Origin of the sequence: Pseudoxanthomonas sp. J31 (assembly GCF_000510725.1) — a bacterium.
Classification (GTDB): domain Bacteria; phylum Pseudomonadota; class Gammaproteobacteria; order Xanthomonadales; family Xanthomonadaceae; genus Pseudoxanthomonas.
This window is the reverse complement of sequence record NZ_AZNZ01000001.1, coordinates 1-12,227: the sequence shown is the minus strand read 5'-3', so window position 1 is coordinate 12,227 and position 12,227 is coordinate 1. Positions and strand designations below refer to the sequence as shown.

Annotated in this window: 10 protein-coding genes and 1 CRISPR repeat array; of the genes, 9 read left to right on the top strand and 1 reads right to left on the bottom strand. The window is 67.1% G+C overall.

Annotated elements, in window-relative coordinates:
- Window positions 1-38: 38 nt before the first annotated feature.
- Window positions 39-254, top strand: a complete 216-nt coding sequence (locus tag PSEJ31_RS0100050; protein WP_232210955.1) for a hypothetical protein — start codon at window positions 39-41, stop codon at window positions 252-254.
- Here the strand turns inward: PSEJ31_RS0100050 and PSEJ31_RS0100045 are convergent.
- Entirely contained in the window at window positions 223-2,454 is a 2,232-nt protein-coding gene (locus tag PSEJ31_RS0100045) for an NADP-dependent isocitrate dehydrogenase (RefSeq protein WP_028914265.1), read from the bottom strand. The two genes, PSEJ31_RS0100050 and PSEJ31_RS0100045, sit on opposite strands and share 32 nt — an antisense overlap.
- Window positions 2,455-2,739: 285 nt before the next feature.
- Between PSEJ31_RS0100045 and PSEJ31_RS15445 the strand changes: the two genes are divergently transcribed.
- From PSEJ31_RS15445 to cas2e, 8 genes are all read left to right on the top strand, one after another.
- Entirely contained in the window at window positions 2,740-5,502 is a 2,763-nt protein-coding gene (locus PSEJ31_RS15445) for a CRISPR-associated helicase/endonuclease Cas3 (RefSeq protein WP_051403586.1), read from the top strand.
- Between the two features lie 324 nt (window positions 5,503-5,826).
- Window positions 5,827-7,440, top strand: a complete 1,614-nt coding sequence (casA, locus tag PSEJ31_RS0100035; protein ID WP_028914264.1) for a type I-E CRISPR-associated protein Cse1/CasA — start codon at window positions 5,827-5,829, stop codon at window positions 7,438-7,440.
- The gene (locus PSEJ31_RS17165) at window positions 7,437-7,994 is read left to right on the top strand and encodes a type I-E CRISPR-associated protein Cse2/CasB (protein WP_147208555.1); all 558 of its coding nucleotides are present in this window, start codon (window positions 7,437-7,439) and stop codon (window positions 7,992-7,994) included. Before casA ends, PSEJ31_RS17165 begins: the two co-directional genes overlap by 4 nt.
- Window positions 7,995-8,022: 28 nt before the next feature.
- Entirely contained in the window at window positions 8,023-9,240 is a 1,218-nt protein-coding gene (gene cas7e, locus PSEJ31_RS0100025; protein ID WP_028914262.1) for a type I-E CRISPR-associated protein Cas7/Cse4/CasC, read from the top strand.
- 5 nt (window positions 9,241-9,245) lie between these two features.
- A complete protein-coding gene (gene cas5e / locus PSEJ31_RS16395) occupies window positions 9,246-10,010 on the top strand; it encodes a type I-E CRISPR-associated protein Cas5/CasD (RefSeq protein WP_125109190.1) in 765 nt (254 codons plus the stop codon).
- The gene (gene cas6e, locus PSEJ31_RS0100015; protein WP_019397351.1) at window positions 10,007-10,678 is read left to right on the top strand and encodes a type I-E CRISPR-associated protein Cas6/Cse3/CasE; all 672 of its coding nucleotides are present in this window, start codon (window positions 10,007-10,009) and stop codon (window positions 10,676-10,678) included. Before cas5e ends, cas6e begins: the two co-directional genes overlap by 4 nt.
- A gap of 99 nt (window positions 10,679-10,777) precedes the next feature.
- A complete protein-coding gene (gene cas1e / locus PSEJ31_RS0100010; RefSeq protein WP_232207881.1) occupies window positions 10,778-11,707 on the top strand; it encodes a type I-E CRISPR-associated endonuclease Cas1e in 930 nt (309 codons plus the stop codon).
- Complete coding sequence (cas2e, locus tag PSEJ31_RS0100005) at window positions 11,704-12,006, top strand: type I-E CRISPR-associated endoribonuclease Cas2e (RefSeq protein WP_028914261.1); 303 nt, start codon at window positions 11,704-11,706, stop codon at window positions 12,004-12,006. Before cas1e ends, cas2e begins: the two co-directional genes overlap by 4 nt.
- A gap of 65 nt (window positions 12,007-12,071) precedes the next feature.
- A CRISPR array of direct repeats spans window positions 12,072-12,221; the repeat unit is 28 nt; unit sequence GTGTTCCCCGCGCACGCGGGGATGACCC.
- Between the last annotated feature and the right edge of the window lie 6 nt (window positions 12,222-12,227).

Below are 12,227 nucleotides of genomic sequence, written 5' to 3'. Positions count from 1 at the left end.
TTAGCTTGATCCACGTTCAAGCCAGCCGGAGCACGGACATGGGTACGAGGAACACGGGCGCATACGGAAGCGAGCTGTCGGCGATGTTCCGCCAGCTGCTGTCGATGGAGGGCTACGTGGTGGACCTGGACGCGGCCACCGCGCACCCGGCGGACGCCACGAAGCACGACGCCCGGCGCGAGGCCGGGCGTCGTCGGGTGGAGCGGGAAGTGGAGGCCGCGCTCAGGCCGCCAGTGCCGCGAGGCTGGCGTTGAAGGTCGGCGACGGGCGCATGGCCGCGCTGGTGCGGGCCAGGTCGGGGTGGTAGTAGCCGCCGATGTCCACCGGCTTGCCCTGGGCGCCGTTGAGCTCGGCGACGATCTTCGCCTCGTTCTCGGCCAGGGCCTTGGCCAGCGGCGCGAACTTCGCCTGCAGCGCCGGATCCTCGTCCTGCGCGGCCAGCGCCTGCGCCCAGTACAGGGCCAGGTAGAAGTGGCTGCCGCGGTTGTCCAGCTCGCCGACCTTGCGCGCCGGCGAGCGGTTGTTGTCCAGCACCAGGCCGTTGGCCTGGTCCAGGGCCTTGGCCAGCACCGCGGCCTTGGCATTGCCGGTCTGCTCGGCCAGGTGCTCCAGCGAGGCGGCCAAGGCCAGGAACTCGCCCAGCGAATCCCAGCGCAGGTAGTTCTCCTCGAGGAACTGCTGCACGTGCTTGGGCGCGCTGCCGCCGGCACCGGTCTCGAACAGGCCGCCGCCGGCCATCAGCGGCACGATCGACAGCATCTTGGCGCTGGTGCCCAGCTCCAGGATCGGGAACAGGTCGGTCAGGTAGTCGCGCAGCACATTGCCGGTCACCGAGATGGTGTCCTTGCCCTGGCGGATGCGCTGCAGCGAGAACTTCGTGGCCTCCACCGGCTCCAGGATGCGGATGTCCAGGCCGGAGGTGTCGTGGTCCTTGAGGTACTTCTCGACCTTGGCGATGACCTCGCGGTCGTGGGCGCGGTTGGCGTCCAGCCAGAACACCGCCGGGGTGTTGCTCAGGCGCGCGCGGGTCACGGCCAGCTTGACCCAGTCCTGGATCGGCGCGTCCTTGGTCTGGCACATGCGCCAGATGTCGCCGGCCTCGACCTTGTGCTCGAACACCAGCTTGCCGTCCTGGTCGAGCACGCGCACGGTGCCGTCGGCCGGGATGCGGAAGGTCTTGTCGTGGCTGCCGTACTCCTCGGCCTTCTGCGCCATCAGGCCCACGTTCGGCACCGAGCCCATGGTGGTCGGGTCGAACGCGCCGTTGGCCTTGCAGTCGTCGATCACCGCCTGGTACACGCCGGCGTAGCAGCGGTCCGGGATGACCGCCTTGGCGTCCTGCAGCTTGCCCTGCGCGTTCCACATGCGGCCGGAGTCGCGGATCATCGCCGGCATCGAGGCGTCGACGATCACGTCCGAGGGCACGTGCAGGTTGGTGATGCCCTTGTCCGAGTTGACCATGGCCACCGCCGGGCCGCGCGCGTACACCGCCTCGATGTCGGCCTTGATCGCCGCCTGCTGCTCCTCCGGCAGCGAGGCGATGCGCGCGTACAGGTCGCCGATGCCGTTCTCCGGCGAGAAGCCCACCGAGGCCAGCGCGTCGGCGTGCCTGGCCAGGGCGTCCTTGTAGAACTCCGAGACCACCACGCCGAACATGATCGGGTCGGAGACCTTCATCATGGTCGCCTTCAGGTGCACCGAGAACAGCACGTCGTTGGCGCGGGCGTCCTCGACCTGCTCGGCCACGAACGCGGCCAGCGCCTTGCGGCTCATGGTGGCCGCGTCGACGATCTCGCCGGCCTTGACCGCCACCTTCTCCTTCAGCACCACGGTGCGGCCGTCGGCCTGGGCCAGTTCGATGCGCAGCGCGCCGTCGGCGGCGATGGTGGCCGACTGCTCGCTGCCGTAGAAGTCGCCGGCGGCCATGTGCGCCACGTGCGACTTCGAATCCTTGCTCCAGGCGCCCATGCGGTGCGGGTGCTTGCGCGCGTAGTTCTTGACCGAGGCCGGTGCGCGGCGGTCGGAATTGCCCTCGCGCAGCACCGGGTTGACCGCCGAGCCCTTGACCCGGTCGTAGCGGGCCTGGATGTCCTTTTCCTTCTCGTCCTTCGGCGCGTCCGGGTAGTCCGGCAGCGGGTAGCCCTGCGCCTGCAGTTCCTTGATCGCCGCCTTCAGCTGCGGCACCGAGGCGGAGATGTTCGGCAGCTTGATGATGTTGGCTTCCGGGCGCTTGGCCAGCTCGCCCAGCTCGGCCAGGTGGTCGCCGATCTTCTGGTCCTCGCCCAGGTAGTCCGGGAACTGCGCCAGGATGCGGCCGGCCAGAGAGATGTCCCGGGTTTCGACCTGGATGCCGGCGGTGGCGGCGAAGGCCTGGACGATGGGCAGCAGCGACTGGGTGGCCAGGAACGGCGCTTCGTCGGTCAGGGTGTAGATGATCTTCGGCGTGTTCGACATGGTCTGCGGGGGCTCTCTGGTGCGGACGGCGGTACGGAACAGGAAGCGCCGGGGCGCCCGCGGCGGCGGCAGGACCCGGCGGCGAAACCCCGGCATTGTCGCGTGTTTTGCCCTCCGATGCGCGCTTTCGGCCATCCAGCTCGGTATGGTATCCCTGGGCAGTAGCGGGGGTATGGGCGCTACCATCGCGGCGATGGACAAAGCCGTGTGCCGGTGCCGATGTTTGCCCCTGGGATACGGTGGTTCGACAGCCTTAGGGAACCGGGCATGCGCGCTGGATCGTGGATGGCCTACTGGGGCAAGGCGGGAAGGTGGGGCAGCGTGGGGGCGTACCATCCCCTGGTCTTCCACTGCCTTGATGTAGCCGCGTGCGGGCAAGCCTACATCGACTGCCAGCCTGGCCTCCTGGGCCAGCTTGCGCGCTGGCTGGGTCTGGATGACACATCTGCACGGCAGGTACTGGTATTCCTGCTGGCCGTGCACGACCTCGGCAAGTTTGCCGAAAGCTTCCAGTACAAGGTTCCGGAGCTGGTCGAGCAGGGCTTCGACCCGCCACTTCCACGTCTGACGGGTAGCCGCCGGCACGATGAGATCGGCGCGTTGTTCTACGCCTGGCTGGCGGAGGAAGGGCGGCTTCCGGAACAGCTGCGTGGCTGGGATGCGGACACCTGGGGCGCGTTGCTCGCCCCGGCCTTTGGCCACCATGGCATGCCGCCCCCGACCCTGCCGCCCGGAAGGGGAATGGCCCTGGCCGCCCTGTGCGAGGTGATGTCGCCGCAGAGCCGCGATGCAGCCGAGGCATTCTTTGCCTGGTGCGCCCGCACCTTCCTGCCGGGCACCCTGCCCGCTTCCTGCAATGAAGCGAGAGCCAAGCTGGCCTCCTGGTGGATTGCCGGCCTGGCGGTCCTGGCGGACTGGATCGGCTCCAACACCACCTGGTTCGGATACGCGGCGCCCGGGCTGCATGGACTCTCACTGATGGAGTACTGGCAGCGGCATGCCTTGCCGTCGGCTTGCCGGGCCGTGGAAGAAGCGGGCGTCGTTTCCGTCCGGCCGCGGCCCTACCATGCGCCGGAGGTGCTGTTGCCACGCCTTGCCGAAGGACTCCGGCCTGCCCAGGCGGTTGCCGCGGACATTGACATCCCCGCCGAACCGCAGTTGTTCGTGCTGGAGGATGCGACCGGCTCGGGCAAGACCGAGGCGGCGTTGATCCTGGCTGCGCGCCTGATCGATCGGGGGCTGGCCGACGGGCTGTTCTTCGGCCTTCCCACCCAGGCCACCGCCGACCAGATGTTCGAGCGCGTCACCCGGGATGTGCCGGCTTGGTTCGAAGATCCGGCACGTGCCACGCTCGTCCTGGCCCACGGAGCGCGGGACCAGTCGCACGCCTTCCTGCGGCACCTGGCCCAGCTCGACGACGATGTGCCGGGCGAGGGGCGTTCGGCGACCATGCGCCTGTCCGAGTGGCTGGCCCAGGGCAACAAGCGTGCCCTGCTCGCGCAGGTCGGCGTCGGGACGCTCGATCAGGCTTTGCTGGCCGCCCTGCGGGTCCGGCATCAGTCCCTGCGGCTGCTGGGACTGTTCCGCAAGGTGCTGGTGGTGGACGAAGTCCACAGTTACGACCCCTACATGACCCAGGTGTTGCTGCGCACCCTGGAGCTGCACGCCGCAAGCGGCGGGAGCGCCATCCTGCTTTCGGCCACGCTTCCCCTCGCCTTGCGCTCGCGCCTGTTGGCCACGTATTCCGCGGGGGCCCACCGCTGGCGGGCCGACGAAGGGCAATCGGGCCGGCGCCGTCGCTCGGGGTCCGTGCAGTTGCCGCAGGCACAGTCGACGGACTATCCGTTGTTGACCCGTTGGTCGCGTTCGCTTGCAAACCAAGCACAGGAGCTGGCATTCCCGTCTTCGGACCACAGCAGGCGGGTGTTGGACATCGAGTACCGGACCGATGAAGGCCAGGTGTTGGAGCGGATCGCAGCCTGGCACGCCGCGGGAGAGGCCGTGGTCTGGGTGCGCAATACCGTCGGCGATGCCTGCAAGGCATGGGAGCGCCTGGTGGAGCGCTTCGGCATCGACGCCTGCACCCTGTTCCATGCCCGATTCGCCGCCGTGGACCGCAGGCGCATCCAGGAGGACGTGCTGGCGGCCCTGGGCCGGAACAGCGGTGCGGCCAGCCGCAAGGGCCGCATTATTGTGACCACCCAGGTTTTCCAGGAAAGCCTCGACGCCGATGCCGACCGCATGGTCACCGACCTGTGTCCGGTGGACGTCATGTTGCAGCGTTTGGGGCGCTACCGCCGCCATCTGCGCGATGCCCAGGGGAACCCGCTGGAACACGGTTGCACGCAGGACGGGCGCCCGCCCGGGCCCGTGGTGGTCTTTGGTCCCGACCGTGATGTTGAGCCCGACGCCGACTGGTACTCCCGTTTCTCCCGCGGAGCAGCGTATGTCTATGCCGCGCACGGGCGCATCCACCGTAGCGCCCGTGCAATCGGGGACCGCATCGAGCTGCCGGGCCAGTTCCGCACCCTGGTGGAGGCGGTCTATGGCGACGACGCGGCACCGATTCCGGATGCCCTGCAGACGGCCGAGGACCGCGACTTGGGCAAGGTCATTGCCCAAGGGACGCAGGCCGCACAGAACGCCGTCGCGCTGTCAGAAGGCTACGGTGGTTCCAGATGGCAGGGCGAGGAGCGTATCGGCAGCCGACTGGGCGACAGCATCGAGGCCGTGCTGGTCCGGGTCACGCCCCAGGGCCTGGAGGCATGGGCCACCGGTCGTTGCGGGGAAGACGAGGACGTCTGGGCGCTGAGCACGATCCGCCTGCCGGGCCATTGGCTGCCCAAAATGGAAGCGGCCGTCTGCCTTGACGGGCGCCTGGCGGGCATGGCGGAAGAGCTCCGGAACAAGGTGCCGGCCCTGCGCTACCGCCTGATCCTGCCGCTGGTGGAGGACGGGAATGGCACCTGGTCATGCACCTTGGCGGGCAGTCCGCCGCTAAGTCTCAGCTATTGCGACAGGCGCGGGTTACAGCGCCTGTCACGGTAATCCCCGCAAGACCGCGGGGAACGGAAAAGCGCATGAAGGCATCAAGCCACCATGCACGGAAAAACTTGGGGCAGCTTCCATCGCCGCGAAGCAAGCTAACAACAAGCCACCATGCACTTCATCAGGATTCTTATTCCGCCACCAACCGCGGCTCCGTGGGCATAGCGGCCCCCACGGAGCCCCAAGGCAAAAAAGCCCACCGGCCGACGGTCGCCAAACAGTCCGGCCGGTGGGCGTGGTCGCTGCTTGCTGTACACAACCAGCTGGGCGGGAATGTAACCCGCCCAGCTCCTCTGCTCAATTGCCTTGAAGAGGAGCTGATACGTGAACCTGATAACGGACCCTTGGATCCCGGTTCGTGGCGCCAGTGGGAAGTCGCGCCTGATCTCGCCGCTGCAGCTATTGGACGAGGACGACCCGCCCCTGGAGCTGGATGCAATACGGCCGGATTTCAACGTTGCCCTTGCCCAGTTCCTGGTCGGGCTTATGCAGTGGCTGGCGCCAGACGACGAGGCGGAATGGCGCCGCATCGCCCAGGGACAGGAGCGGCCTGAACTGGAGCGGCTGCGTGAGATCGTGCACTGCTTCCAGTTCGACAGCGGCCCGCGACGCTTCATGCAGGACATGGACTTCGAGCCTGACGAAGCAGGCGATCTGTCCGCGCTGCTCCTGGAAGCGCCGGGCGGCAAGACGTTGCGTGACAACACCGACCTGTTCGTCAAGCGCAGCGAAGGTACGACCATGTCGCTTCCGGTCGTCGCGCAGGCGTTGCTGACCCTGCAGATCAATGCCCCCGCAGGAGGCCAGGGGCACCGGACATCGGTACGGGGTGGCGGCCCGGTTTCGATGCTGCTGTGGCCTGCGAAGCTGGGCGGACGGGCGACGCCGCTGTGGCGCAAGTTGTGGATCAACACGCTGGTGCTGGAAGGTGGCGAGCCGCACCTGGAGGTGGTCTTCCCCTGGATGGCGCCCTGCCTCACCAGTGAGGGCGGACGCGATGTGCACACCTGCCTGGCGGAGCAACCGCCGAGTGACATCGAACAGGCGCTGTTGTGCTACTTCGCCACGCCGCGCCGCATCCGCCTGCATTTCGAGCCGGATGGTGTCTGCACCCTGACCGGGCAGCGTGGTCCCTGCGCCACAGGCATGGAAACGCGCAACTACGGTGCCAACTACCGCAGCGAGCTGTTCCAGCATCCGCTGTCCCCCTACTACATGGAGAAGGCAGGTGGCTTCCTGCCTGCACATGTACGCGAGACAGGATTCACCTATGCCGACTGGCTCCTGACGTGCGAGGACAGTGGACAGATCCGCATGCCGCGCGCCTTGAGGACGGAGCGGTTGGGCATGGAGCTGCGCTCCCAGCTGCCTGTGGATCCGGTGTGGGCCTCGGGCTTTGCGATGGACAACATGAAGTGCCTGGCCTGGCACGAGGTACGGTTCCGCCACCTGGACCTGGACGAAGAGCGCAAGGCGGTCGTGTTGCATGAAGTCCGTGCATGGCTGGACGGGGTGGACCATGTTCGTCGCGAGCTCTCCAGGCAACTGCGGCTTGCATGGGGGGCGTCCGGCAGCGGCGACACCAGCGTCGCCGAGCGCGAGCTGTTCAGCAGGACCGAAGAGGCGTTCCACCAAATGGTGGGCGAACTTGCCGCGATGGATGGGGTGTCCGAACAACAGCGGATGCAATGCCACCAGGACATGCGTCGTCGCTGGCAGAGGCAACTGGCGGGCGTGGCCCTGCAGCTATTCCAGCAGCATGCCGAACGTGGAGATGCGGCGGAAGCGAGCGTGCAGGCGCTTGAACGTGTGGCCCTGGCGCACCGAAGCCTGTCCCAGGCAGTCCACGGAGGACTGGCCAAGAAGCTTGGACTCGTAACCCCGGCTGCGAAGGCCGGCCGGGCGACCGGAACCAGGAGGAAGGAGAAGGCAGCATGAGGGATCGCGAACGTTTGGCCTACGCGGTGCTGACAGCCAGCCGGGCCATAGCAAGGAATGGCCGTCTGCGCTCGTCATTGCGTCGGGCGGCCTGCTGCAGCGATGCGGCCGGCTACGAGGAGACGGAGGACTTTGTCCGGGCACTGAAGGCCTGCATGGGAAAGTGGAGGCCGGAAGACTGCGTGGCCGATGGTGCCATGGTGCTCCTGGCGCAACCCAGGGTGGCGCTTTGGCCAAGGGGCGAAGGATTGGGGTCCCTGCCTGACAGGTGGCTCCTGCCGCGGCTCCTGGGGCAGCGGACGGGAGAAAGGCGCCTCCTATCGGAGCTTAGGTTCCAGCGTCTGCTGCGTGCGGCAGGCAGCGACGAGCGTCTGTTGCACATGCGTCGCGCCATCGCCCTGCTGGACAGCCCCGTACATCCCCTTGCGGTGGTGGAAGCCTGGCTGGAACTGCATGGCGAACAGGGGCGGCGGATCTTCGCCCGCGCCTATTTCTCCGGCGACGCAGCTGTCGCCGAGCGGGAGCCAGCCGGACCGACTGCCGATGCAGCCTGAGACCAATGACTGAATCAAGGACAGACCCATGAAATACCGCTTCCTGCAACTGCATGTGCTCACCGCCTTTGGTCCCTCCAACCTGAACCGCGACGACCTGGGCATGCCCAAGACTGCCGTGTTCGGCAACGTGCCCCGGCTGCGGGTTTCCTCACAGAGCCTGAAGCGCGCCTGGCGCACCAGTGACGTGTTCCAGTCGGCGCTGGCAGGCCACCTGGGTATCCGCACCAAGAAGATCGGCCAGCTCGCGATGGAGGAGATGCTCAAGGCCGGGCTGGACGAAAAGAATGCATTCGAGTGGTCCAAGCTCATCGCCCAGGCCTTTGGCAAGCTCAAGGAGGGCGAGGAAGCCGACCAGACAGCGGATGGCGGTGAGGAGCCCGCCGGCAAGGGCAAGCGCGGCAAGGGCAAGAAGGGCGAAAGCAACGAGGTCGAGACCCTGGTGTTCCTTTCGCACGAGGAGCGCGAGGCCATCATCGCCCTGGCCCGCACCCTGGCCCAGTCGAAGCAGGCGCCTTCGTCGGACCAGCTTGCCCTGCTGAGGAAGGGCAATGCCACCGTGGACATCGCGCTCTTCGGGCGCATGCTGACGGCGGACAAGTCGCGCAGGGCGGAAACCTCGGACCGGCCCCAGTTCAGTGTCGAGGCCGCCGCCCAGGTGGCCCATGCGATCACGGTGCATCGGGCCGTGCCGGAAGACGACTTCTTCTCCGCGGTGGATGACCTCAACAAGGACGAGGACACCGGCTCCGGCCATCTCGGCGATCTCGGCTTCGGTTCTGGCGTGTTCTACGAGTACGTATGCGTGGACCGCGACCTGCTGGTGAAGAACCTGGGTGGGAACACGGAGCTGGCGGCACGTGCCCTGCGTGCGCTGGCCGAGGCGGTCGCGTCGGTGGCGCCGACGGGCAAGCAGAAGAGCTTCGCCAGCAATGCCAGGGCGAGCTTCGGACTGGCCGAGCTGGGCGATGAAGCCCCGCGCCAGCTGACGGCAGCCTTCCTCAAGCCGGTCGAGGCTTCGGAGGTGGACATGATGGCGCGGGCCGTCGAACGCATGCGCGGCCTGGTGAAGAAGTTCGACGAGGTGTACGGCTTCGATGGCCTTCGCCTGCATTTCAATGCCACCGACGCCGTCGCCTCGGAACTGGATCAGGGCGTGGAGACGGATGCGCGGCCGCGGTTCCGGCAGTTCATCGACTTCGTCGCCCTTGGCCTGGATGAAGGCGGCGGGGATGCAGGGGAGTGACCACCATGCATTGGCTGCTGTTCGAGCTTGCAGCGCCATTGGCCAGTTTTGGCGGAACCGCCCCTGGACAGGTGCGTGACACTGAGCTGCTTCCCTCGCGCTCGGCGGTACTTGGCCTGCTGGCTGCGGCCCAGGGCGTCGAACGCGATGATGTCGCCGCCCAGCATGCGCTGGGCGAAGGCCTGTACATCGCGGCGCGGGTCAACCCGGGAGCAAGCCTGGCGCGTGACTACCACACTGCACAGGCACCTGGCCAAGCGGCGCTGAAGGGGCGTCCTTGCCGCACGCGACGCGACGAACTGTCGGTGCCGAAGGACGACCTGAACACGGTGCTGTCCGACCGCTACTACTACTCGGATTACGCCGCCACCATCGGCGTGGCATGCGGATCGGCCGAACGCCTGGATGCGCTCGGCCGGGCCCTCAGGCGTCCCCGTTTCACGCTGTATCTTGGCCGCAAGAGCTGTCCTCCGGCGTGGCCCATCGTGCCCCAGCTGCTGCAGGCGGATACGTGGGCGCTTGCGCTGTCGGGCTACGAGGAGCGTGTTGGCACCAGCCTTTCTCGCTTCGATGGCTTTGGCGTAGCGGGTTGGCTGCGCAGCCGCAAGGACAGCTATTTCCACCGGGTGGATGAAGGGATCAACCCGGGTGAACTGACGGGAGCCAGGCAGCTGGTGGTGCGTCGCGATCGGCCACTGGATACGGCGCGCCGCCTGTTTGGCGAAGGGCGGCATTGGCGCATCGGCCCGGAGCAGGAGGCTAGGTCATGAGCTGGTTCAGTCGCGTGACATTGCTGGCCTCGCCCCGGGGCGAGGGAGACAACCTGCGGGATCTGCGCGTGCATCCCTACCGGCAGCACCAGGCCCTGTGGAGGATGTTCGAATGCCCGGAGGACACGCCCCAGCCGTTCCTGTTCCGCCAACTCCCCGACGAGGACGGTGGGGTGTTGCGTTTCCTCGTTGTCAGCAGGGAACGCCCCCGTGAGATCCCGGGATGGCGGATGGAGTGCAAGCCCTACGAGCCGAAGCTAAGAGAGGGAGACCTCTATCGCTTCGACATACGCCTGAACCCTACCCGCACGGAGGCATCGCCGGAGGGACGTGGCAAGCGCCAGGACTATGTCATGTCCCGCCTGCACCAGTTGCAGGTGAGCCCGGCACGACGGGCCGCGGAGCGCCAGCGTGTGGTGCACGAGGAGCTTCCGGAGTGGTTGCGGCGGCGGGGAGAAAGGAACGGTTTTGGCATTGAATCCTGCCACGTGGGGCGCTACGAGATCCTGCGCATGCAGAAGGGGATGCATGGGATCACCCTGGGTGTTGCCGAGTTCAGGGGCACTCTGCGCGTGGAAGATCCGGAAAAGCTGACGACCACGCTGTTGGAGGGGCTGGGGCATGGCCGCAGCTTTGGTTTGGGCCTGCTGCTTCTCAAGCCCTGCTGATGGCCAGCGGGTCCTGCCGGCGCACTGCCGGCAGGACCCCACCGTGGTCATGCCGGTAATGAGTCTCCTGCGAGGCAGGCGTCTGGAGGGTTGCAGACCATGACCACACCATTGCTGCCACCATTGAAACCGCTGCCGATGAAAGACAGGGTTTCCATGATCTTCGTCCAGTACGGGCAGATCGACGTGCTGGACGGTGCTTTCGTCGTGGTGGACAAGAACGGCGTACGCACCCACATCCCGGTTGGGTCGGTGGCCTGCATCATGCTGGAGCCGGGCACGCGTGTTTCCCACGCGGCGGTGAGGCTGGCGGCCCTGGTGGGGACACTCCTGGTGTGGGTGGGGGAATCGGGAGTGCGCCTGTACGCCAGCGGGCAACCCGGAGGGGCCCGTGCCGATCGGCTGCTCTACCAGGCCAGGTTGGCATTGGACGACGAATTGCGGCTCAAGGTCGTACGCAAGATGTACGAAGTCCGCTTCGGGGAACCGGCGCCATTGCGGCGCAGCGTCGAGCAGCTGCGTGGCATCGAGGGCGTGCGGGTGCGCGAGACCTACAAGTTGCTCGCGCGCAAGTATGGCGTGAGCTGGCGCTCCCGCAATTACGACCGCGAGGAATGGAGCGCCGCGGACATCCCCAACCGCTGCCTGTCCGCGGCCACGGCCTGCCTGTACGGCATCACCGAGGCGGCGGTACTGGCGGCCGGCTACGCGCCGGCGGTAGGGTTCATCCACACCGGCAAGCCGCTGTCGTTCGTGTACGACATCGCCGACCTGTTCAAGTTCGACACCGTGGTCCCGATCGCATTCCGCATCGCCGCGCGATCGCCCAGGGAGCCGGAGCGGGAGGTGCGACTGGCCTGCCGTGATCTATTCCGCAGCGAGAAGCTTTTGGGGCGCATCATTCCGACCATCGAGGAGGTGTTGGCGGCGGGGGGTATCCAGCCGCCTGAAGCCCCGGTGGAGTCGGTGCCACCGGCCATCCCCAATCCGGAGGGAATCGGGGATATCGGCCATCGGGTGCAGGGATGAGCTTCCTGGTCGTCGTCACGGAAAACGTCCCGCCCCGCCTGCGTGGCAGGTTGGCCTTGTGGCTCCTGGAGGTGCGGGCGGGCGTATACATCGGCGATGTGTCGCGTCGCACCCGGGAGATGATCTGGCAACAGCTGTCCGAGGGCTGCGAGGACGGGAACGTCGTCATGGCTTGGGCCAGCCGCCACGAATCGGGCTACGAGTTCCAGACACTTGGCCCGAACCGGCGTGTTCCCGTGGAGTTCGACGGCCTGCGACTGGTGGCTTTCCATCCGCCGCCGGAACACGCCGCTCTTTGACAATTCAGTTTGGTAGGATTGCGGCCGCCGAATTTTCTTCGGTGCATCAGTTATTTGCGTGAAGTGTGTTCCCCGCGCACGCGGGGATGACCCAGTGGGTCAAGGACTGGGCGCGCGTGCGCCGCGGTGTTCCCCGCGCACGCGGGGATGACCCAACCGCCGAAGCAGTGGCCGCGCAGATTCGCGCGTGTTCCCCGCGCACGCGGGGATGACCCGCACAT

Excerpts from the sequence above, each read along its gene's own strand:
- PSEJ31_RS0100045 (WP_028914265.1), bottom strand. The coding sequence starts at position 2,454 with ATGTCGAACACGCCGAAGATCATCTACACCCTGACCGACGAAGCGCCG.
- PSEJ31_RS17165 (WP_147208555.1), top strand. The coding sequence starts at position 7,437 with ATGAGGGATCGCGAACGTTTGGCCTACGCGGTGCTGACAGCCAGCCGG.
- PSEJ31_RS0100050 (WP_232210955.1), top strand. The coding sequence starts at position 39 with ATGGGTACGAGGAACACGGGCGCATACGGAAGCGAGCTGTCGGCGATG.
- cas1e (WP_232207881.1), top strand. The coding sequence starts at position 10,778 with ATGACCACACCATTGCTGCCACCATTGAAACCGCTGCCGATGAAAGAC.
- PSEJ31_RS15445 (WP_051403586.1), top strand. The coding sequence starts at position 2,740 with ATGGCCTACTGGGGCAAGGCGGGAAGGTGGGGCAGCGTGGGGGCGTAC.
- cas5e (WP_125109190.1), top strand. The coding sequence starts at position 9,246 with ATGCATTGGCTGCTGTTCGAGCTTGCAGCGCCATTGGCCAGTTTTGGC.
- cas6e (WP_019397351.1), top strand. The coding sequence starts at position 10,007 with ATGAGCTGGTTCAGTCGCGTGACATTGCTGGCCTCGCCCCGGGGCGAG.
- cas2e (WP_028914261.1), top strand. The coding sequence starts at position 11,704 with ATGAGCTTCCTGGTCGTCGTCACGGAAAACGTCCCGCCCCGCCTGCGT.
- cas7e (WP_028914262.1), top strand. The coding sequence starts at position 8,023 with ATGAAATACCGCTTCCTGCAACTGCATGTGCTCACCGCCTTTGGTCCC.